We start from the raw sequence: 20,325 nt of genomic DNA, 5'->3' as shown, positions 1-20,325 counted from the left end.
TTATTCAACTTTATCATCTCTGGACAATAATTCGTCATCGAATTCATAGCCCACGATCTTCTCTCTAACCATTGTAACTTTGCCCGCTTTGTTCATCAGGACCGTTTTGACATCACCTATTTTGCAATCCCCACAGACCCAACTGTTGCCTATCTTTCTTGACCCGTTCGTCTTACCACATTGTTCGCAAGTGATCATTTATTTTCAACTCCTCATCCTATATTTAAAATGTACTCCCTTTTCCAAATGTTCTCTGTGACATAAATCACAGGCCTGCAATAGAATTAAAAAAGGACCTGCCTCCTTTACCAAACAAGGAGACACATCCTTCTGTATCACTGAGCCCATATGGACAATTATTTTACTGTAACCATCAGCTTCACTGTAGTCCCTTCTCCCACTACAGAGTCAATCGTGACTGTGCCACCAATACTCTTTGCTCGCTCTTCCATGCTAAAAAGCCCTACTCCTTTAGCACTGCTATTTCTAGCAAAGCCTTTTCCTCTGTCCGCAATTCGGACCTCGACAAACCCATCCACCTCTTTAACGACAACACTTGCCTCTGATACTCCCGCATATTTGGCAATATTCGTAAGTGCCTCTTGTATCACGCGATATATGGTGGTTTCCTCAATGGCTCCAAGCCGTCTACGCAAATGGCTATTTAGATCTACCCGTATGCCATGGTGTTCTGTGAAATTCTCAATATACGTACGAATAGCAGGTATGACGCCTAGGTCATCCAAAACGGAAGGACGGATTTGCCAAGCCAGACTACGCACCTCTTCGATGATCCCGGTCACATTGTGCCGAAGCCGCGTCAGTTCCGTCTGATCCGTCTCCCCTTCTCCGATCAGGCGATCCATCTGGATCAACAAGGAGAATAAGCTTTGACCAATCCCATCATGCAGCTCGCGGGAAAACTTTCTTCGTTCTTCCTCTTGAATTTGCATCACCTGCGACATCATCAGTTGGAGCTCTTCTTCTACCCGTTTTAGTTGCGTAACCTCATTTCGAATAGCCAGATATTGATGGGTTTGACCCTGGTTATCGACAAATGGCACGATAGTTGTATCTACCCAATAATAGCTGCCGTCTTTGGCTTTATTTTTAATTTCGCCACGCCATACTTGCCCTGAGGAAATCGTTCGCCACAAGTCGGCCATGAAGTCTTTTCCATGATGACCGGAATTAATAATCCGATGGTCTAAACCGAGAAGCTCACTTCGAGCATACTTGGAAATTTCGCAAAATTTATCATTCACATATTGAATTTTCCCTTTATGATCTGTAACCGCGACAATCGAGGATTCATCGAGGGCAAATTTAACATTGGACAATTGTTTAAGCGACTGTCTCAAATCCTGTTGAAACAACGAGTCCGTGATATGTTCATCAAGACGATTTAGCAAGTCCGTTACATTTTCGCCGATGACTTCCGGGTATTCACGGTTCAAATCCTTACTCAAAGTTCAACAGTCCTTTCTTCGCCGCATATTTTACTAACTCCGGTCTTGTCTTCAGGCCTAGCTTCTCCATGACGTTGCTTTTATGTGATTCCACGGTTTTGACGCTGATGATCAATTGTTCCGCGATTTCTTTATTGGAGAATCCTTTGGCGATTAAAGCCAGAACTTCCCGCTCACGTTCCGAAAGTGATCCGAAAGTATCGACATTTTCACCTTGCTTCAACCGTTCTATATATTCATTCATGAGCCGTTTCGTCGCCGTTGGATATAGATAGGCATCTCCTGCTGCAACGGAGCGGATCGCTGTCAATAACTCCTCATGCGGTGCACTTTTCAAAATGTACCCGGAAGCGCCAACGTGAATGGCTCTAAATAAGTATTCATCATCGTCATGCATCGTTAATATTAGAATTGCTAAGTCGGGCATTAATCGCCTTAGCTCCGCCGTCGCAGTTAGCCCATCCATGCCAGCTGGCATATTCAGGTCCATCAAGACCACATCCGGCTTCAGCAGTTGAGCCGCCCCAATCCCCTCTTCACCGTCAGCAGCTTCCCCGATGACTTCCATATTATGCTTGCCATGAAGCAGCATCATTAAGCCAGATCTAACTACGGCGTGATCATCCACTACAAGAATTTTCAGCGTACTCTACCCCCTTTTAATCCCATCATAACAAAATAAATGAGTTCGAGTAAGTGCGGCATAGCGCCGTAAGAGCGCGACGGCCGCTTCGGGCGGCTGTAAGTCGATTTTTTCGACTTACGCGGGTACGACGGCCGCTTCGGGCGGCTGTAAGTCGATTTTTTCGACTTACACGAGCACGACGGCCGCTTCGGGCGGCTGTAAGTCGATTTTATCGACTTACACGGGTGCGACGGCCGCTTCGGGCGGCAGTAAGTTGATTTTTTCGACTTACACGGGTGCGATGGCCGCTTCGGGCGGCAGTAAGTCGATTTTTTCGACTTACACGGGTGCGATGGCCGCTTCCGACGGCTGTAAGTCGATTTTTTCGACTTACAGGGGTGCGACGGCCGCTTCGGGCGGCTGTAAGTCGATTTTTTCGACTTACACGGGTGCGACGGCCGCTTCGGGCGGCTGTAAGTCGATTTTTTCGACTTACACGGGTGCGACGGCCGCTTCCGGCGGCTGTAAGTCGATTTTTTCGACTTACACGAGCACGACGGCCGCTTCCGACGACTGTAAGTCGATTTTTTCGACTTACAGGGGCGCGACGGCCGCTTCGGGCGGCTGTAAGTCGATTTTATCGACTTACACGGGTGCGACGGCCGCTTCCGGCGGCTGTAAGTCGATTTTTTCGACTTACGCGGGTGCAACGGCCGCTTCGGGCGGCAGTAAGTCGATTTTATCGACTTACACGGGTGCGACGGCCGCTTCGGGCGGCAGTAAGTCGATTTTATCGACTTACACGGGCGCGACGGCCGCTTCGGGCGGCTGTAAGTCGATTTTTCGACTTACAGGGGCGCCTCAGCGACCCCGCACCGGCAGTTAGTCGATTTCATCGACTATCTCATGCCCCTCAGCACCCCCGCACCGGCAGTTAGTCGATTTCATCGACTATCTCATGCCCCTCAGCGCCCTCGCACCGGCAGTTAGTCGATTTTATCGACTAACTCATGCGCCTCAGCGCCCTCCACCCCAAAAAGATAAGCCGCCAACGTATCGATGTTATATTGAACCGCCAGCAATTCATCGTGTTCAAATCTGGTTTGTTCTCGTTTGCCGATGAATAGCAGCCCCTTGATCTCCGAGCTATTGATTTTCACGAGTGGAAATACAGCGGCCGTCTGCAATTGCTCTGCAAGCATGAGCGGACAATGGAGTCTTTCTTGATGACGATTAGGATGGGTATCATCAAGCTTAACCCATCTGCCTAAACGCAGAGCAGATCCAGCTAACCCCTGACCTTTTTTGATTACCATTTGTTGATACCGATCATTACTGTTGCCGATTACATATGTCCAACGATTGCGACTAGCATGCTCTTGAAGAGGTGCGAATGCCATGAAGTCGCATGACGTCAAGCTTCGTAGTCCTTCTAGCTTTGCTAACATGGTTACATCGTCTATCGCCATTTGGGCCACCTCCGTTTCGACGCAGCAGTGCAGAATCGCCTTATTTATCATTTTAGACTTTTAATTACTTATCATTGTAGATGTTTCCTTGCTTATCATTGTAAATGTTTCTATTCGTCTTGTAAGTCAGGGAAAACCCTGATTTCCCTATCAGGATTCCCTTAGTAAATCATCAGGGCAGTAGGGATTCGCACTGTGATTTTCCTCACAGAAGATAGGGATTATTGGCTTCAAAGATCAGTAGAACCCCCGATAACCAACATGATCCAAAGACGATAAGATAAAGATAACAAAGAACCGTCGAGGAGTTGATCGCTATGGTCATGAACCGTCTAAAGGGTGCGAAAGCACCTACAGGTATAATGAGTTTCTTTTCAGAAGAAAATTTCGAAAGACTGCAAAGCATCATGTATCGGAAACACGCTACAAAAGGGGATTTCTTGTTCAGGGAAGGCGATCTTGCTGATCGCTTGTATTACGTCATCCATGGCGGCGTGCGGATTACCAAGCTATCTGATACGGGTAAAAGCTTCATTCTGTATCTTCATCAAACAGGTGATTTGTTCGGTCAAATCGATCCGTTTCAGAACTCTTTGCAGAGCTTCAGTGCCGAAGTAACGGAGGATTGCGAATTTGGTGTCATTCAGCGAAAAGACCTCGAGATCCTGCTATGGCAGCATGGAGACCTTGCCATTGAATTTATGAAATGGATGGGGCTTATGCACCGTATGACAGAAACTAAATTTCGCGATTTAATGATGTACGGCAAGCCTGGGGCGCTCTGTTCATTATTAATACGGTTAAGTAATTCGTATGGTGTACCCAAAGGTGAACATATCCACATTAACTATAAAATTAACAACTCTGAAATGGCTGATATGATAGGGGCAACACGAGAAAGCGTCAACCGCATGTTAAGCGATATGAAGAAGGAAGATGCTGTTGCGTTTGATCATGGGCAAATTGTCATTAAAAATGTGACATACCTCCGAGATATCTGCCACTGCGAAAACTGCCCTGTAGAAATTTGCCGCATGTAAGTATAGTCTGTTACCTCGATCATCTCTTATGAAAAAAAAGATTCTAAATCTGTCAGCACTTTCTCAGCTAAAGGAAAAACAAGCTGTTCTTCCATCGTCAAATGGTCGTTTAATATGAGGCATGCCTGCACCAGATGGCCTACTGCTTCCGCTAATTGCTTTTTGCCTGAGAGGAGAGGTACCTCCTTACTCATTTCTTGAAAGGATTGGATAAATGACATTCCCAGCTCGTGATCCTTTTCCAATACCCAAAAAGAAGGCAGGATAGAGGGAGCGGATTCACGATGAAAGTACCCTGACAGGAACGGAAACAAGTCATGCTCTTCCCATTCCGAATGTCGTTCCAGTTCCTTCACAAATAAAGAAGTCTGCTTTCTGAGATCTTGAACCAGCTGCACTCCCTTAACGGGGTCATCCATAAGAATGACTTCCTTCGCCCCCGCTTCAATCATCCTGAGTTGGCTCCTCAATTCTTCATGCTCTGCCCTTAACCGATCTGTCGCATATTCAAGCTCCACTGGGTTTGAAGATGCAATTCCTGATATCTCAATTGTAGAATAAATCGCCATACGAAGTCCCTCCTTTTCATCTTGAGAACAATCTTCTACCGGATATTCATGCGCTTCAACACCTGATAATCCTCCAAAGTTTTAATCTGGGCAACAAACTTCAAGTCAACTCCGTTCTCAACCAAAAAGCGATCCCCTAGCTCACTCCAAAAAACATGTCTCAGCAGTGCTGAAACCGAGGTATGCCCTTGCTGTAAGAGACGCCCGATGTGGGACGCGCAGGCTCGATCATAAATACCGTGCAAGGGATGCACCTTACCAGCTACCAAGGGGACAACGGCTTCAAATCCATCCAATTTTCTTTTGAGTAACAATTGAGCCGCTGAGCTGGATATGAAGGGCATGTCACACCCGACGACCCAGGCTGACGTATGTTTCGCTAGGGATAATGCGGCATGCATGCCTCCCAGAGACCCATGTCCCATGAAAAAATCCGTAATAATCCGAACCGAACGATCTACTATGTTTAAATAGGGCTTAGGATCATTGGTTACAACAATCAACTCATCACATATGTCCCTCATACAGTCTAGCTGCCGGACAATGAGCGGCTTTCCTCCAAATGGCAGCAACGCCTTCAGTTCCCCATTCATTTGACGGTTTGCTCCACCAGCCAAAATAACTCCTGAAAGCATACCCATCACTTCTCCTTTTTCTACATCATGTACATGTCACTTTAGTCTAAAAAAGATCATCTGTAAGTGAAAAATGTCACACTCCCAGAAACGAAAAAACCTATTCTTCCTCTCAGCGATGGAGAAAAGAATAGGTTTAACAACTAGTTAACATGGGATGCAGACCTCATCTAAGTTTCGTTTTTAAATGACATACCTCTAAGAGCTTATCAAACCATCTGTGCAGGTAAGGAAGAATCATATGGTCCACACCAAATTTCCCTGCATTGGCACCAGCTGCTAAAATAATGAACCCGAGAAGTACTAACCATGGATTCGAGCTAACCGTGCCAGCAAACATATACATGAAATTCATCAGTAAGCCGAAGAAAATCGCTGCCGTTGTCAAAGCTCCAAGTAGTAGCCCCACACCAACTAAAAGTTCACCCCAAGGAACCAGAATATTAAACCAGCCTACATGTGGAAGTGCGACATTTTTCAAAAAAGCCACATAATTCGCATAAACCAGATCTGTTGTTCCACTTTCTAGAACAGGTTTAGCAATGGCTCCTTTAAGATAACCTGCAGCGTCGAAAGCTTTGTCACCTGTGATTTTGTGCCATCCAGCTATCATCCATTCCCAACCAACATACAAACGAATGATTGTCAAAAGTATTGCAGCGTAATTATTTTCCCTTCCCCATTTCATCATTTCAACCATCTCCTTCGTCCTTTATGATTTCATTATAGGTCGAAGAAAATGCCGTGTATGTGAGATAAGTCACTTTTACTGGAAATTCATAACAATAGGCCCCTGCACAGACAACTGGTCACTCACCTACATAATATGTGGGAGGGAATGATAAACACCTACTTTTAAAGGAGTGGAATGAAACAATGAGCTTGCAACAACTTCCGCCGCCGCCGCCTGCATATACCCCTCCAAAAGTTCATGGTTCTTACATGATCGACTGTATGAATCAATACACCTATGTATGGCTAAAGAATGGCGACAGTTTCTGGTTTTATCCGATTCGTGTAGAGTCCTTTGGAACATCAGGTTTTAGATGGACTGGAACATTCTGGATGTTTGATGGCATCGATTCAAGGTTTATCGATTCCGTATCGTGTCCTCCGATTCCTACCCTATATTGAAAAATCCTTATCCTGAAAAAAAGGCCAACAGCGCTCGAACGAGCTAATCTGCTGGCCTTTTTTAATAGGTTATAGCATTTTATTAATTCCCTCACAGTGGAGCGTCCATGTCCCATCCCGTGGAAATCCAGGCGCTGCCATATCGGGACCTCCCAACCAGCCGCCGGCCATCATGGCAACTGCCGTCAATAGGCCTCCATTGCCAGGTAGATAGATCGGCAGCCTGCTTGTCTGAAAGTTATATCCATTCGGCAAGTAAGTATTCTTGATTTGATCGACCAGGAGAAGATCGACGGCAAGCTTGCCTTCTCCCAGCCTGGCAGCTGTCTGCTCATGGGGATTCAGCCAAGAGAATTTGGATTATAGATTTGCAAAAGCTGTACTTTTCAAAAACATACCCTTATCGACAACTTACCTCTGCAAATCCGTTGGATTTAAGCCCGAATGACAGGGATACCAGGAGGGAAGCTTTCGCTCCACTCCCCGTTCTCGTAACTGAGTCGAATCGTACCCGTTGGAACATTCAGCTGTAGCAAAAACGAGGTCCAAGTCGCCGGCAGCTTCGGACAAAAAGCGATTTCTTGCCAACCCGGCTTCGCAGGTTTTAGGCCGATAATGTCCTCGATCAGCACTGGGACCGGCCCGCTTGCCCATGGATGGCATAAGCTGGTGTTCCACTTCTGATCCTTACCCCATGCTTCGAAGCAGGTCGTTGCTCCTTCTTTGAGCATATTCCCCCAAGAATGCTCATCGTCAGCTGAGAGCAAGTCATAGATCAACTCATGCTCTTCGACCTCCGCAAGTGCCTTCATGACAAAGTAGGAGAAATAAACCCCGCATGCGAAACGTTTAGTCCGGATCATGTCGACAATTGTGCTGACAGATTCCTCCGGAGCGATATGGAACAGCAGCGGAAGTACATTGGCATGCAAGGCATGATGCGTACTCTGCTCCGAATCTGTAAACAACCCATTCTGCTCATCGTAGAAAGCTTCTAAGAAGCTCTTTTTTAATTTCGGCAGCCGATTCTCATAGGCAACACCGAGCAAATCGCGCATCTCATTTACGGTACTTACGCAGCCGATATATAGCGCATTGATGACGTTATGGCAGCCAGGACCAACCGGCCTGGTAAGCTCAAAATCATAGTTGTCACGTAAGTTTTGCGGCCAATCAACCAGATTCCATTTGTCCGTGACGCCCTCAAGCAATCCATCTTCACGCTCAAATTTCTCAAAATGCTGCAGCAAACCTTCCGCATACAGGTACATCTCCTGAAGGAATGCCGTATCCCCACTATAACGGTAATACGTCATGACTTGCATCGGCCACTGCAAAGAGAAATCAGCGATTTCCTGCATAAAATGCCCGGGTACAACAGCCATGATCCCTCCACACACGAACGAACTGCGACCAAATTGCTCAATAGCCTTGCGATACAGCCTCAAATCCCCACTCAGCAGCATATGCGAGTGACCAATAATCGTATTGTCGCCTAAATATTGACCTTTCTCTCGGCTGGGACAATCCACATAATTTTCCTGGGATCCATATCGGACACCATTTTTGCAAATGTCAAAAACTTGATTCATCAATTCATCCGAGCTGTGAAGCACACAGCTTTGCTCATCTAACGGGTAATGCCTGACTACCGCGTGGAAGGATTCCGGTCTCAGCGCTTCCTCGGGTCCCTGTATTTCAACATAGCGAAACGCCTTGTAATCATACGTTTCGAAGGTATCTACGTCGCCGGATAGTGTCCACTGATCATGATAAAGGCAATTGCAACGCATTTCGTAGCGAACTGCTTGATCTCCGGGCATCAGCTCTTCCCCTGACAAAATATGTACTTGTTCTCCCGCATTTCCTTGGGCATTCATGGCGAATTGGCCTGTCAGCTCGTTTCCGAAGTCGATCAGATAATGACCTGGCGCAAGCCATTCGACATGTGAAGGCTGCTTCTTATAGACGGCAAGCGTCGGAGTTGACTGCTGAACAAATATATAATCGGTATGCTCCGCAGCCTCCGCATGTGCCCAATCTGAATCGTCGTAGCCGACCTCTGTCCAGCCCCGTTCTGATTGCCTTGCGTCCACATGCTCTGTGAATTGCGTATCATAGCCGAACTTCACACCGGGCTGATTATTATAAACCCGTTTCGCTTTCCAAGTACGGTCTGTCTTAACCAGCAAATTCTCGCCTGCCCACAGTTCCGCTATGAGACCTTGCCGGAAGTCGGCACTGTTATAAGCGCGATTTAATAGCCCCTGATAATAGACATGAACGGCAATTACATTTTTCCCAGCTTTTAAATACGAACGTACATCTATACGATTAAAATAGTAATGATTCGCATCACTCTGAGCCGGCCCCTGAGCCACGAACTCGCCATTGATATACAGCTTATAATAATCATCTGCCGTCAGGTTTAGCCAAATCTTTTCCTCATCCAATACCTTGCCATCCATCATAAATACACTTCTTACATACCAATGGTGATGCTGTAAATCAGGATCATGTGGTTCGACTTCAAACACTTCAAGCTCTTTATGGTAGAGATAGGATTTTTCCAAATTCATAAAAGAACGATCTGTCAGCCAACTTGCCTGCCACTCTTGTGTCAACAGAACCAACTCCACTTCATGTAAGTAGTACCACCAGATTCCATTTTACAGGATTTGCCCCGTGATGTGTTTTTTTCGGAAATCGCTCGGTGGGAATCCCGTCAGCTTCTTAAACGCTCGGTTAAACGAAAAATATTGTTCATATCCGACCAATCCGGCAATTTCCTGTATCGAAGTATCTGTGTCTTCCAAAAGCTGCTTCGAATGAAAGATACGCAGCGCGGTCAAATAATCAATAAAGTTTTCACCCATTTCTTCTTTAAATAAGCTGCTTACATAATTTTTACTGACGGAGAATTGCTCTGCAAGCAATTGCAAGGACAAGTCTGCATTAGCGTAATGGGTGTCGATATAGGCTTTCAGATCATGAATTAAAAGCCTCTGTGTTTTGGATTGACGCAGCTGCTTCCATAACTCAAAGACAGTGCGGAGCCGCTCCAGTATAATATTCTTCAAATCTTCCATTGTTTCGAAACGGTCAATGGCTTGGGATATAGGAGTAAGCGCCTCCACCCGCCATAAATCCGCATATTCACTTGGAAATTCAGACAATTCACGTGTAAATGTAAAGGTCATATAGTAAAACAGGTTTTTCAACTCATCCCGCGTATGCAATCCGCGATTGATAGCTTTAAAAAGAAAATCAAACTGGCTATACCATTCAGCATTTCCACTTTTATATAACTGGACAATCGAGCGAATTAACTGCAAAATATCAAATAACTCGGTTTCCGTCTGTCGCGTAATGACCTCAAAGTGAATAACGCGATTGTTTCCTAATGCCGAACGATATTGTACAGCCTTTACAGCCTGCTCATAGGATCCGCTGATATCCTCTGAACGTTCTGTCTTTTCCCCTACTCCGATCGTTACCGTGAAAGCGAGATTGGATTCTACCCACACCCGCATACTCTCACAAATGGTATTAATGTGTGCCATCGAAAGTTCGCCGTCCGCTCCGAACAGAATGCTCATTTCATCAGCTGATATCCATTCGCTCCAAATCCCTATGCCATATTGTTCAGCCGTTTCTTTGATCACGTTCGACAATACAAATTTCAGCAACACCTGATCGCGCGTAGAGTAGCTTTCTGTAAAATCACTCATCCTGTCAATTACTAATTTGGCCGTATTAAACGAGCTCCAATTACCAGGAAAACCCAGGTTATGCATTTCATCGGTCAATTCGTCTTGACTTATTGGACGATCCCCTATCAAAAGTTCTTGGAAATAATACTTTTGGCGATATGGCAAATTTAAGTTACTCTCAGATTGATAACGTTCAGCGAAATCAATAATCTTGTCTACCGCCGCATCGACAACCAAATCCAATTCTCCACCTGGCTGTCTGACGTTTAAATAATTGGTTATTCGGCTCATACTCGCATCGATCGGTCTTGCATATCGTTTGGACAAATAAATAATGACGGCGGATGCAATCAGAACCATAATAACTCCGAGAATCATCCAACTGTAGTAGAGCTCTGAAAAAATGCCATAATGGTAGGATTCTTTGATACCGCTGTTAAACGTCCAACCTGTCTCCTCAAACTTCAAATTAAGGATGTCGTTATTGGCTTTTACTTTACTTTGCCCGATTAATTGTCCTGCCTGATCGATTAGTGTAACTGCACTAATTGAGTTCGAAGAGATGTCTTGAAGCCATGAAGCCAGACTCGCAACATCGATATTCACTATGAGGATGCCCCTTGGCTCTGTTTGAAAAGGGATCTTTTTAACGAGTGATACCACTTGAACATCATAGGGTTGAGAAGGAAGTACTTTGTAGGTTCTTACATTCGTCCAAATATTCGGAAGTGGCTGTTTCAACTGCTCCTGTACGAAATCGCGATCACCAAACTCTGCAAGCGGCAGGTACATCTCCGTTCCGAGTACAGTCATATCGATGTTGCGGTAAAAATAAATGGATTTAACGAATGGAAAACCCGCCTGAACTTGCCTAAAAAGATCAGCTACCTTACTGCGCAGCAAATACGGATTGGCATCCGAATCCTGGAGCTGAAACATATACTGATTGAACTCCTTATTATTAACGGTTGCCGCATTCACATTCTGATCGATGTTGCCAAGAATTGAGTTCAGCTGAAGCATGGTATATCTCGTAAATGCTTCATTCGCACTCACAGTTTGCGCTTGTGACTGCTTATTGATCGTCATGAAGAACACAAAAAACAGGACGAAAACAAGCAAATAAACAATTGGCAAGTAGGTTGTAACCAAGCGGTAAAACCAAGAATGGTTCTTTAACATGGCCTATTCTCCTTGGGCATCAAAATGAAACAGCGAAACCGTCCCATAAGGACGGTATGAATATGGCTGTCGACGGAAATCCGCCGACAGCATGTTCTATACTCATTTAGTTAAAATTCATGGAAAGCAAATCTTTCTGACTGATCATCGAATCCTTATTCTTCATGTACCAATCTTGATACCAAGCCTCCAGCTTATCTCCATCTGATTTTTTCCAAATATTCATCGCATCCTGCTTCGCTTGAGCCGAGGTATACGAGCCTCCGCTAACAATCGCTTTACTCCATAGATCCGTAATTGGGTTACCGGCTAAATCTAGCAAGTTCTTAGAGATGAACTGCATGTCAGCAGGCAGCGTAGGCATGAAGCCGGGAAGCGTAATACTCGCTAACGGACGATCCTTATTAATGTTCAAGCTAAAAATTTGCTTACCGAGATCATAAAACTCCTTTTGAAGTGGATTGTTTTGATCAAACCCCTTCAACGCCGTATCAAATTCGTTATTCACATATTGACCGCCTAGCATACGGAAATCGCCCAACCAGTCAAGCTCTTTCTTATTTTTATCCACATTGATCGGGACTTCTTTGTTATTTTCAACTTTAAAGTGTGTACCTTCAACACCACTATACGTTGTTTTGACCCACTCTGGTGAGCTCAAATAATCAACTACTTGGATGGCAGCTTCGGGGTCTTTCGTTTTGGCATTCAGAACACCTGTCAACTGCACCGGTGGATTGAATTCAGGTAAAAAGGTGCCATATTGGCTTGATGGCAGTGCGATTGCCACGAGCCTAGCATCCGGGACATTTTTACGCAATGTTTCGTATTGTGTAGTAAAAGCTTTGTATGAGCCTCCAACTGTATAGATACCTGTTTTCCCGGTAACAAAGTCCTGCTCAGCTTTCTTTCCATTCTTATCGGTCAGAAAGTCTTTATCGACGATGCCTTCATCGAACAGCTTCTTGCGGAATCCATTTGCAGCTTCGGCCCGCTCCCAATCCTTTACCCACTTGCCGTCTTGGATAATCCAGTTTACATTTTGGAACATCGGATCAATAATGTTGCCGCCTCCGACCGCTCCGACCATATTCATGCCGTATGTATCCTTCTTGCCATTACCGTCCGGATCTTGTGTTGCAAATGCTTTTGCAACCTGAAATAATTCATCTGCCGTCTTTGGCGCCGATAATTTCATCTTATCCAGCCAATCTTGCCTAATCACGGTATAACTGAATGGCACATAGCCCAAAACGCGGCCGAAGTCATAAATCTTTCCATCATCCCTCGTGCTCAGCTTTTTGAGCAGAGGGAATTTAACCAGTAATTCCTTATATGTTTTGCTATATTTTTCGATCAAGTCTCCAATCGGCATAAGCTGCTTTTGTAAATACATTTGGTTGCGGAATGCCAAATCGTATTCTAAAATAACGTCCGGCGCTGACCCAGACGCGATAAGCGTATTCAGTTTATTAACTGACTCCGCACGCGGGACAGGTGAAATCTTAATATTCACGCCAGATTTTTCCTGAATAAATTTTGTCCAGATATTGTTTTCTGCCGTTCCGAGTTCAGGGGCAATCGTTCCCCGATCATAAAACGACATCGAGACGTTCTTCGGTCCCGCAGATACCTTTGAAGAAGGAGAGGAAGATGTTTGAGCTTCTCCTGTCTTACTTTCGGAGCAGCCGACCAGTGAGGTTGCCGTAAGCGTCAACGCAACCGTGGAGATGACTAGTGCTTTTTTGTTCATGTAATAACCCTCCTGATTAATATTGTATACAAGCATTCTTCTTTTAGGAAGAGCGGACTTGTCAGAATCAAGCGCGTTCGAACTATCCTTTAACAGAACCGATCATTACGCCTTTAACAAAATACTTTTGCAGGAAAGGATACAGAATTAACATTGGCACAATCATGACGAATACTCCCGCTGCCTTAATCGACTCTGGTGTAACAGATGTGAGATCTTCCGATGACGTATTTGCAATCTCCTGCAACAGTTGCTGGCTGGAAATCATCTGCTGAATAAGCACAGCTAATGTATTCTTACTGGAATCGTTGATGTAGATCATGACACTGAAAAAGGAATTCCAATAGCCAACACCGTAGAAAAGCGTAAGTGCGGCGAGTACCGGTAAGGAAAGCGGTAGAATAATCTGAAGCATCAGCCTGATCTCTCCACAGCCATCGATTCGAGCCGCTTCTTCGATCTCCTCTGGAAAGCCGTTAAAGAATGAACGCATAACTAACATGTTATAAACGCTTATCAGTCCAGGCAGCCATAGTGCGCCGTAGGTATTGACCAATCCGAGTGAATTAATGACAAGATAGGTGGGAATCAACCCTCCATTGAAAATCATTGTAATCACAATAAGCATGTTAAAAAATTTGCGACCGTACATAAACTTCCTCGATAACGGGTATGCCCCTAAGATCGTGAACAACATGCTAAGAAACGTTCCGACCACTGTCACCTCGATGCTATTACGAGCCGCCTGTAAAATACGAGTTCCTGTAAAAAGCTTATGGTAAGTCTCAAAATTCCATCCGATAGGCCATAAGCTGACAAATCCGGATGAGATCGCATCATTTGTACTGAGAGACAATGCAAGCATATGCAACATTGGGATCAAGCAACTGACAGCGATAAGTCCAAGAAGCACATAATTTATCCAGTAGAAGAACTTTTCAGAAGTTGAGGGTTTTATGAGAATACGCTCCTTTCTACCATAGGCTATTGCCTGTGCGTTTCGCTAGAATGTTAGCTGCAAAGACGAGTATTAAAGCAACCATCGATTCGAAGAAGCCCATTGCCGTAGCTAGACTAAACTGGCCACCGTTTATACCCACCCGGAAATTCCAGGTTGAGATGACTTCTGAGATGGAAGAAACCGCCGAATTTTTCAACACATAAATTTGATCGAAACTGACTTCCATAAAATGACCAATCGATAGTACAAACATGATCGCGATCGTCGGTAATATCGCTGGTAGGGTAATACTCCGAATTTGCCTTAACTTACCTGCTCCGTCCATGCTGGCAGCTTCATACAGTGCTGGGTCAACCGCAGCCAAGGCTGCCAAATAAATGATGGCATTCCAACCCGCTTCCTTCCATATCCCACTGCCCACAAATATCGCTATCCAACTGTTCTCTTTGTACAAAAAAGGATAAGGTGTTTCTGACCAGTAGGTAACAAAATGATTCAGAACCCCTTTCTCTTGGGCAAACACAAGGGCAATTATGCCGCCTATAATGACCCAGTTCAGAAAATGAGGCAAATAAATGAGCGTCTGAACAAGTTTTTTAAACCATAATTTCCTCGCTTCGTTCAATAAAATGGCTATGAATATAGGGAAAGGAAAACCGACTACAATCTGTAAAAAACTCAGAAGAATCGTATTGCGAATAATTTGCAACATTTGAGGCTGTGAGAACAGTATCTCAAAGTTTTTGAGACCTACCCATGGACTCCCAAATACGCCATCTGCAAAATTATAGTCTTTAAAAGCAATCACAAGTCCCCCGATAGGTGCATATCGAAAGATAAGAAAAAATGCAAGTGCTGGTAAAAACATCAACATAATAGGAACGTTTTGCCGGAAACGTCTTCTATCAAATCCCCGTTTCCTTATCACTTGTCCGGATGCTGTTGTTTGGAGTGCCTTCTCGATATATCTCATCCTCCTCATATTTTGAATGTTATTCGATAGGCTTGAATCGCTTTACCGAACTCTGGACCTATCGTATCCTGTTCCCCCTATCGATTCAATTCACACATTTCCGAGTAGATCACATTTCTCACATGATCCCCCCACCTCACCTATTTCACTGTCCTTAACTATTTCACTGTCACCGAAGTACAATGATCTGTGCGAAACAAAAAAAGTGATTAATAAGGGCTTTCGACCCTCATAATCACTTTAAAAATGTCTATCCGTATTTACGTTTCAACTTTGTTAATCGTCCATCCGATATCCACTCGGCTACATACACATCGCCACGGGAATCAACACAAATCCCATGCGGCGAGCTAAATTTATTTGCACGAAGGTAATCTTTATCTACATTAGGCCATCTTTGCTGTGATTTAGCTTGACGATCTTCACCCAAATGGGCGACTAATCGGTCATGTTTATCAAATACCGTTACACGGCTGTATAAGTCCGGGAAATACATCTCATCCTTGTGGAAATAGAAGCTGCAAGGCATATCCATATCATGGTCGAAGCTGCGCTTAAAATCACCATTCAGCGTAAATACCTGAATACGATGGTTGCCGCGATCTGCTACATAGATTTCCGGTTCCCCTTGGCGCACATCAATGGAAATACCATGCGGACAATTAAATTGTCCCTCTTCCTGGCCTTTTCCTCCCCAGGAGCGGATATAGTCACCAAGTGCATTATAGTGATGTACCCAGCTCTGTCCATACCCATCAGCGATATATATATCGCCATTTGGCGCAACAGCCACGTCCGTTGGTACAAATTTGCGCTCATCGTCGTACACATCCGGTAAATCTGGTGTACCAATCGTTAACAAATGCTCACCTGTTAATGTGGTCTTCACCATGATTCTTTTGGCTGTGTCCGTTACGTATAGGAATTCGCCGCCTGCTTCTTTATGTAAATAAAAGCCGTGCGCACCTCCCTCGAACTCTTCGCCCCAAGCATTCAGGTACTCCCCATAGCGGTCAAAAACGACGACCGATGGTGTCCCCGTGTGGAACAAGTAGAACCGATCCGCCTCATCTACGACAATGCCGTGGGAATAACCCAGCGTCACATGCTCAGGTACTTTCGCCCAATTCGGAACGACTTCATAATCATGAGATGTATTACCAACTTGCAAAGCATGCAGGATAACCTTTTCCAATTTATCCACTCCTTTATTTCGTATAAACAACAGGAAAGTCCGCTCCGGTCAAAAGCTCACCTGGTTGTACATGAATATGCTTACTCATGGGGTGATTGCCAGTTGGCTCATAGCGAATGTTACCCGGCATATAATGAACCGCAATCGCACGCCGCTTCGTCTGAGAAGTGTTAGGCAGCGAGCCGTGCCAGGTCATACAGTGATGGTAGCCGACCTGACCTTTCTTGATCTCGAACGGCACTGGCTTTATCTCCACGCCCGCTGGCAGCAATTCAGGACGCTTATGCTGCGGCATATGATCTTGACCGTGAAGCAAGTGCCTTTGATGATCTCCCCATGTATGACTACCAGGCACCATCCACATGCAACCGTTCTCAATTACAGCATCATCCAACGCCACCCAAGCGCTGATTAGCTCTGAAGGTTTAATGATCGGCCATAGCGGATGATCCTGATGCCACTTCGTAGGCCCACCTGTGACAGGCGGCTTGTATTGAATTTGATCATGCCAAATGCGCAAAGTGTCCGTACCCGCGAGTTGTGCAACATCTTCGCATAACGTGCGATTAGCTGCATGCTGCAAATAAATATCACTGGCCATCCAAATGTTAACAACCTGAACGATGGTTTCATTGGCTTCCATGCTCATTCCATACTCACTTTTATCTGCTAAATTACGACTCAACACCGGTTTCTTCACCGATCTGCCTTCTAATACTAAATCCAGCTCATGACGTAGAAGCTCAACCTCTTCATCGCTCAGCACAACATCACCTTTGACAAAACCATCACGCTCAAACGCCTCTACTTGTTCCACAGTCAACATACTTAATCCCCCATCCACGATTTGTTGATAGCCACTGTCGTTGCTTACAAGATCAAGTGTAACAGCACACCGTTCGCAAGTCGTTGCAGGAAAGGTTAGAATTAGTTGCACTTTTCAAAGGTTTTTAACCACAAACAGCGAAATGGTTTACAATCATAATCCGATCAAGGAGTACGTCACATGGAACATTCTCGCTCGCTCGGGCCGATGGGCTCATTACTTCCTACAGTGAACTATGCCAACTTACATAAAATCCCATCAGGTGCCATTTACGGGCCTCGAACAATTCCTGACTATCAACTTGTTTATGTGGTTACAGGGCGTATGGATTTGTATATCGGCTCCGATGAATACGCGATTCTTCCAGGTGAATGTGCATATTTGGGACCAGATACGCCGCACAAGCTTACCGCTCATCCCGATAAATCAGTCTCGTTTATCAGTCTCCACTTTGATTGGCAACGTCTGTCCCCAGAACCTATTCATCCGGGCCCTAAGCTAAAAACCTTCGCGGGGAACCCCCCATTTGAATCAGCACTGCGCTACACAGTTGAAGTTGAGGGTTACGGCAGCTTGGCCATCCCCGTTCATTTCAGATTTATGGAAGGTGAACGAATTCTTCATCAGATTGTTCAGGAATACAAAGAAGAGGAACATGGCTACTCATTCGTATTAAGAGGACTTCTGATGCAAGTTTTAACTGAAATCATACGTCGTGAATTAGACGTTTCTTCCACACATAGCTCTAAACGAAGCATGATTAGAAATGCCCTGCAGATGATCGTGGAACACCCCGAGCAGGCATGGAGTATCACAGAACTAGCCGATAGTTGCGGTTATCATCACATCTACTTTTCCCAGTTATTTAAGGAAGTCATGGGCGTTTCTCCGAAGCCTTTCATGATACATAAACGAATACAATTGGCTAAGAAGCTGCTTTTGAAGGAAGAAAAAGTTGAGGTTGTTGCTAGTATGCTTGGCTATACCTCGATCCATTACTTCAGTCGGCACTTCAAATCCGTTACTGGAATGTCACCGTCTACGTTTAGACTTTATGGTGAATGACAACTCGTTATTTCTCCCAAAGCTCGATCAGTCGACCTTCAGGATCTTCAATCCAAATAAACTTTCCATAATCACTAACCTCTTTTTTCTTTGCAAGAGGTACACCAATATGTTCAAGATGCTTAATGGTCTCGTCAAGATTATGTACTTCGAAATTTAACATCACTTGTTGTTCTGTTGGAAAATAACTGTCATTCTCGGCAAAGAAAGAAAAGATAGTCTCATTTCCTGATTGGGGTTTTATCACAGTCCCGTTCCAATTTTCTATTTCAATCTTCAATACTTCACTGTACCATTTTTTTGTAACTTCAAGATTCTTCGTTCTCCAAAATATGCCTCCAAAACCTTTTATCATCGTATCTAACTCCTGTCTGTCATCAAATTTTTTAGCTATCCAATTACATTAGATATTCGAGATTTCACTTTAAGTTCCTTTTTTAAATATACTGCCCTTTCGTTGAGAATTGAAGTCGACAATTCCCTGTTGCTGCCTATAACAAATATAAAAGGGCAAGAGGGGAACCGCTCCCTCATGCCCTCTAGTTGTATTTCTAATGTTTCCCGTTAGCACTTTTCCACACATGATTATGTGAATTACTTGCGTTCAAGCGGCAGCCACTGGAGCACACGCACAGCATAAACACCTCCGTTCAAATGTTAAAATAACAGGGCAAAGCAGCTTCATTTTTCTATGTTATAATGATTATAATTCTAGACAGGAGGGGACTCGAATGCAGTTTGAGGAGCTGAATCGTCAGCTGGCTCAAGTAAACATGTCGGCAGGCGAACGGGTCAAAGCTTATTTCCAATTCATCTGCGAACATTATTCTGTCGGTTTGAACTTGCATGACATAGCTGGGCTTAGCGAGATGGACAGCGCGCTATTTATGGTATTCTCACCTTATCTTTATCACAATAATCCCTTCTGCAATTACGTAAAGAGGTTTGAAGCTACCTTCCAAGCATGCTCCCGCAACAAAAAAGTATTATGCCGAATGTGTACGAGGTCAGCCACACCCTTATACGGCTCCTGTTACATGGGTATTGAAGAACTTCGATTCCCTGTCCGTTGGAAGGGACGTTTGATCGCCTTCCTGTGCGTTGGACAATTCAGCTCAGATTTCAAGGCCACCACAACACGTCTGGAGAAGCAAGCAGCAAAGTACGGCTTGGATGCGGATGAATTAAAGCAACGTTTCCATGCGACAACCCGTCCCCTCGATCTTGATCTCGGAGAGCTGCATGCGCATATTGGGATGCTGACCCAATACTTGATCCTGCTTTATGAGAACTTCCTGCAGAACACCCATCATGAACAAAGCATGGATCAGCGCGCTGAAGCTCATCAACGCAGCTTTATCGTGAATCGGACCCTTCAATATATTAAAGATAATTTTACCTACCCTATAACATTAAGCGCTCTGGCGGGTATCAGCTTCTGCAGCGAGACCTACCTAAGCCATCTATTCAAGGAAACGATCGGATTGACGATCACCGAGTATATCAATCAATTAAGAATTCAAAAATCGAAAAGCTTATTGGACATAACTACCTATTCGATTACTCATATCGCACATCAGTGCGGCTTCAATGACTCCAATTATTTCTCCAGAGTGTTCCGGCAGCATACCGGCATGAGCCCGAAGCAATACAGAGGGCGAACTAGTGATCATATACAGATAAGTAGCCCTTCAGTTAACTGAAGGGCTTATGGTA

21 protein-coding genes and 1 pseudogene are annotated in these 20,325 nt (G+C 44.7%); 6 read left to right on the top strand and 16 right to left on the bottom strand.

Annotated elements, in window-relative coordinates:
• From AC58QG_RS18925 to AC58QG_RS18915, 3 genes are all read right to left on the bottom strand, one after another.
• Entirely contained in the window at positions 1 to 198 is a 198-nt protein-coding gene (locus tag AC58QG_RS18925; RefSeq protein WP_497363682.1) for a hypothetical protein, read from the bottom strand.
• Positions 199 to 356: 158 nt separating this feature from the next.
• Positions 357 to 1,469 (bottom strand): PAS domain-containing sensor histidine kinase, encoded by a 1,113-nt coding sequence (locus AC58QG_RS18920; protein ID WP_497363681.1) that lies wholly within the window; start codon positions 1,467 to 1,469, stop codon positions 357 to 359.
• Entirely contained in the window at positions 1,462 to 2,097 is a 636-nt protein-coding gene (locus AC58QG_RS18915) for a response regulator (protein WP_497363680.1), read from the bottom strand. Before AC58QG_RS18915 ends, AC58QG_RS18920 begins: the two co-directional genes overlap by 8 nt.
• 68 nt (positions 2,098 to 2,165) lie before the next feature.
• Between AC58QG_RS18915 and AC58QG_RS18910 the strand changes: the two genes are divergently transcribed.
• Together AC58QG_RS18910 and AC58QG_RS18905 are read left to right on the top strand one after the other, a co-directional pair.
• Positions 2,166 to 2,372 carry a hypothetical protein gene (locus AC58QG_RS18910; protein WP_497363679.1) on the top strand — a complete coding sequence of 69 codons (207 nt, stop codon included), beginning with the start codon at positions 2,166 to 2,168 and terminating at the stop codon, positions 2,370 to 2,372.
• An 18-nt stretch (positions 2,373 to 2,390) separates the two neighbouring features.
• On the top strand, positions 2,391 to 3,032 hold the full coding sequence (locus tag AC58QG_RS18905) for a hypothetical protein (protein WP_497363678.1): 642 nt from the start codon (positions 2,391 to 2,393) through the stop codon (positions 3,030 to 3,032).
• Positions 3,033 to 3,080: 48 nt separating this feature from the next.
• Here the strand turns inward: AC58QG_RS18905 and AC58QG_RS18900 are convergent, their stop codons facing one another.
• Positions 3,081 to 3,563 (bottom strand): GAF domain-containing protein, encoded by a 483-nt coding sequence (locus tag AC58QG_RS18900; protein ID WP_497363677.1) that lies wholly within the window; start codon positions 3,561 to 3,563, stop codon positions 3,081 to 3,083.
• Between the two features lie 323 nt (positions 3,564 to 3,886).
• On the opposite strand from AC58QG_RS18900, the gene AC58QG_RS18895 reads away from it, so the two are divergent.
• Positions 3,887 to 4,603, top strand: a complete 717-nt coding sequence (locus AC58QG_RS18895; RefSeq protein WP_497363924.1) for a Crp/Fnr family transcriptional regulator — start codon at positions 3,887 to 3,889, stop codon at positions 4,601 to 4,603.
• A 26-nt stretch (positions 4,604 to 4,629) separates the two neighbouring features.
• On the opposite strand, the gene AC58QG_RS18890 is transcribed toward AC58QG_RS18895, so the two are convergent.
• The 3 genes from AC58QG_RS18890 to AC58QG_RS18880 all read right to left on the bottom strand — a co-directional run bounded on the left by AC58QG_RS18890 (position 4,630) and on the right by AC58QG_RS18880 (position 6,498).
• Positions 4,630 to 5,172, bottom strand: coding sequence for a hemerythrin domain-containing protein (locus tag AC58QG_RS18890; RefSeq protein WP_497363676.1), 543 nt, complete (start codon positions 5,170 to 5,172; stop codon positions 4,630 to 4,632).
• Positions 5,173 to 5,207: 35 nt separating this feature from the next.
• Positions 5,208 to 5,807 (bottom strand): molybdenum cofactor guanylyltransferase, encoded by a 600-nt coding sequence (gene mobA, locus AC58QG_RS18885; protein ID WP_497363675.1) that lies wholly within the window; start codon positions 5,805 to 5,807, stop codon positions 5,208 to 5,210.
• Between the two features lie 166 nt (positions 5,808 to 5,973).
• Positions 5,974 to 6,498: a DoxX family membrane protein gene (locus tag AC58QG_RS18880; protein WP_497363674.1), complete on the bottom strand. Its 525-nt coding sequence runs from the start codon at positions 6,496 to 6,498 to the stop codon at positions 5,974 to 5,976.
• 185 nt (positions 6,499 to 6,683) lie between these two features.
• Here AC58QG_RS18880 and AC58QG_RS18875 point away from each other — a divergent pair, with 185 nt between their 5' ends.
• Entirely contained in the window at positions 6,684 to 6,941 is a 258-nt protein-coding gene (locus tag AC58QG_RS18875) for a transporter (protein ID WP_497363673.1), read from the top strand.
• Between the two features lie 69 nt (positions 6,942 to 7,010).
• On the opposite strand, the pseudogene AC58QG_RS18870 reads toward AC58QG_RS18875, so the two are convergent.
• The 8 genes and pseudogenes from AC58QG_RS18870 to AC58QG_RS18835 form a co-directional block, all read right to left on the bottom strand.
• Positions 7,011 to 7,268, bottom strand: a pseudogene (locus AC58QG_RS18870) (glycoside hydrolase family 65); the annotation flags it as partial.
• A gap of 107 nt (positions 7,269 to 7,375) precedes the next feature.
• Positions 7,376 to 9,580: a family 78 glycoside hydrolase catalytic domain gene (locus AC58QG_RS18865; RefSeq protein WP_497363672.1), complete on the bottom strand. Its 2,205-nt coding sequence runs from the start codon at positions 9,578 to 9,580 to the stop codon at positions 7,376 to 7,378.
• Positions 9,581 to 9,610: 30 nt separating this feature from the next.
• Positions 9,611 to 11,836, bottom strand: a complete 2,226-nt coding sequence (locus AC58QG_RS18860; RefSeq protein WP_497363671.1) for a helix-turn-helix domain-containing protein — start codon at positions 11,834 to 11,836, stop codon at positions 9,611 to 9,613.
• A gap of 106 nt (positions 11,837 to 11,942) precedes the next feature.
• Entirely contained in the window at positions 11,943 to 13,589 is a 1,647-nt protein-coding gene (locus tag AC58QG_RS18855; RefSeq protein ID WP_497363670.1) for an extracellular solute-binding protein, read from the bottom strand.
• A gap of 82 nt (positions 13,590 to 13,671) precedes the next feature.
• Positions 13,672 to 14,547, bottom strand: coding sequence for a carbohydrate ABC transporter permease (locus tag AC58QG_RS18850; protein ID WP_497363923.1), 876 nt, complete (start codon positions 14,545 to 14,547; stop codon positions 13,672 to 13,674).
• Between the two features lie 16 nt (positions 14,548 to 14,563).
• On the bottom strand, positions 14,564 to 15,523 hold the full coding sequence (locus AC58QG_RS18845; protein WP_497363669.1) for an ABC transporter permease: 960 nt from the start codon (positions 15,521 to 15,523) through the stop codon (positions 14,564 to 14,566).
• Positions 15,524 to 15,773: 250 nt separating this feature from the next.
• The gene (locus AC58QG_RS18840; protein ID WP_497363668.1) at positions 15,774 to 16,718 is read right to left on the bottom strand and encodes an NHL repeat-containing protein; all 945 of its coding nucleotides are present in this window, start codon (positions 16,716 to 16,718) and stop codon (positions 15,774 to 15,776) included.
• Between the two features lie 13 nt (positions 16,719 to 16,731).
• On the bottom strand, positions 16,732 to 17,655 hold the full coding sequence (locus tag AC58QG_RS18835; protein ID WP_497363667.1) for a phytanoyl-CoA dioxygenase family protein: 924 nt from the start codon (positions 17,653 to 17,655) through the stop codon (positions 16,732 to 16,734).
• Between the two features lie 69 nt (positions 17,656 to 17,724).
• Here AC58QG_RS18835 and AC58QG_RS18830 point away from each other — a divergent pair, with 69 nt between their 5' ends.
• A complete protein-coding gene (locus tag AC58QG_RS18830; RefSeq protein ID WP_497363666.1) occupies positions 17,725 to 18,609 on the top strand; it encodes an AraC family transcriptional regulator in 885 nt (294 codons plus the stop codon).
• 7 nt (positions 18,610 to 18,616) lie between these two features.
• Here AC58QG_RS18830 and AC58QG_RS18825 read toward each other — a convergent pair whose 3' ends face one another.
• Entirely contained in the window at positions 18,617 to 18,964 is a 348-nt protein-coding gene (locus tag AC58QG_RS18825) for a VOC family protein (protein WP_497363664.1), read from the bottom strand.
• Between the two features lie 376 nt (positions 18,965 to 19,340).
• Between AC58QG_RS18825 and AC58QG_RS18820 the strand changes: the two genes are divergently transcribed.
• Positions 19,341 to 20,312, top strand: coding sequence for a helix-turn-helix domain-containing protein (locus AC58QG_RS18820; RefSeq protein ID WP_497363663.1), 972 nt, complete (start codon positions 19,341 to 19,343; stop codon positions 20,310 to 20,312).
• The last annotated feature ends 13 nt before the right edge of the window (positions 20,313 to 20,325 follow it).

It is taken from the genome of Paenibacillus sp. J22P169, from assembly GCF_059691995.1.
Note: the sequence above shows the minus strand (reverse complement) of the source record. Positions and strands in the feature narration are given on the sequence as shown.

Excerpts from the sequence above, each read along its gene's own strand:
- AC58QG_RS18925 (WP_497363682.1), bottom strand. The coding sequence starts at position 198 with ATGATCACTTGCGAACAATGTGGTAAGACGAACGGGTCAAGAAAGATA.
- AC58QG_RS18900 (WP_497363677.1), bottom strand. The coding sequence starts at position 3,563 with ATGGCGATAGACGATGTAACCATGTTAGCAAAGCTAGAAGGACTACGA.
- AC58QG_RS18895 (WP_497363924.1), top strand. The coding sequence starts at position 3,887 with ATGAACCGTCTAAAGGGTGCGAAAGCACCTACAGGTATAATGAGTTTC.
- AC58QG_RS18890 (WP_497363676.1), bottom strand. The coding sequence starts at position 5,172 with ATGGCGATTTATTCTACAATTGAGATATCAGGAATTGCATCTTCAAAC.
- mobA (WP_497363675.1), bottom strand. The coding sequence starts at position 5,807 with ATGCTTTCAGGAGTTATTTTGGCTGGTGGAGCAAACCGTCAAATGAAT.
- AC58QG_RS18880 (WP_497363674.1), bottom strand. The coding sequence starts at position 6,498 with ATGATGAAATGGGGAAGGGAAAATAATTACGCTGCAATACTTTTGACA.
- AC58QG_RS18875 (WP_497363673.1), top strand. The coding sequence starts at position 6,684 with ATGAGCTTGCAACAACTTCCGCCGCCGCCGCCTGCATATACCCCTCCA.
- AC58QG_RS18860 (WP_497363671.1), bottom strand. The coding sequence starts at position 11,836 with ATGTTAAAGAACCATTCTTGGTTTTACCGCTTGGTTACAACCTACTTG.
- AC58QG_RS18855 (WP_497363670.1), bottom strand. The coding sequence starts at position 13,589 with ATGAACAAAAAAGCACTAGTCATCTCCACGGTTGCGTTGACGCTTACG.
- AC58QG_RS18845 (WP_497363669.1), bottom strand. The coding sequence starts at position 15,523 with ATGAGATATATCGAGAAGGCACTCCAAACAACAGCATCCGGACAAGTG.
- AC58QG_RS18830 (WP_497363666.1), top strand. The coding sequence starts at position 17,725 with ATGGAACATTCTCGCTCGCTCGGGCCGATGGGCTCATTACTTCCTACA.
- AC58QG_RS18825 (WP_497363664.1), bottom strand. The coding sequence starts at position 18,964 with ATGATAAAAGGTTTTGGAGGCATATTTTGGAGAACGAAGAATCTTGAA.
- AC58QG_RS18820 (WP_497363663.1), top strand. The coding sequence starts at position 19,341 with ATGCAGTTTGAGGAGCTGAATCGTCAGCTGGCTCAAGTAAACATGTCG.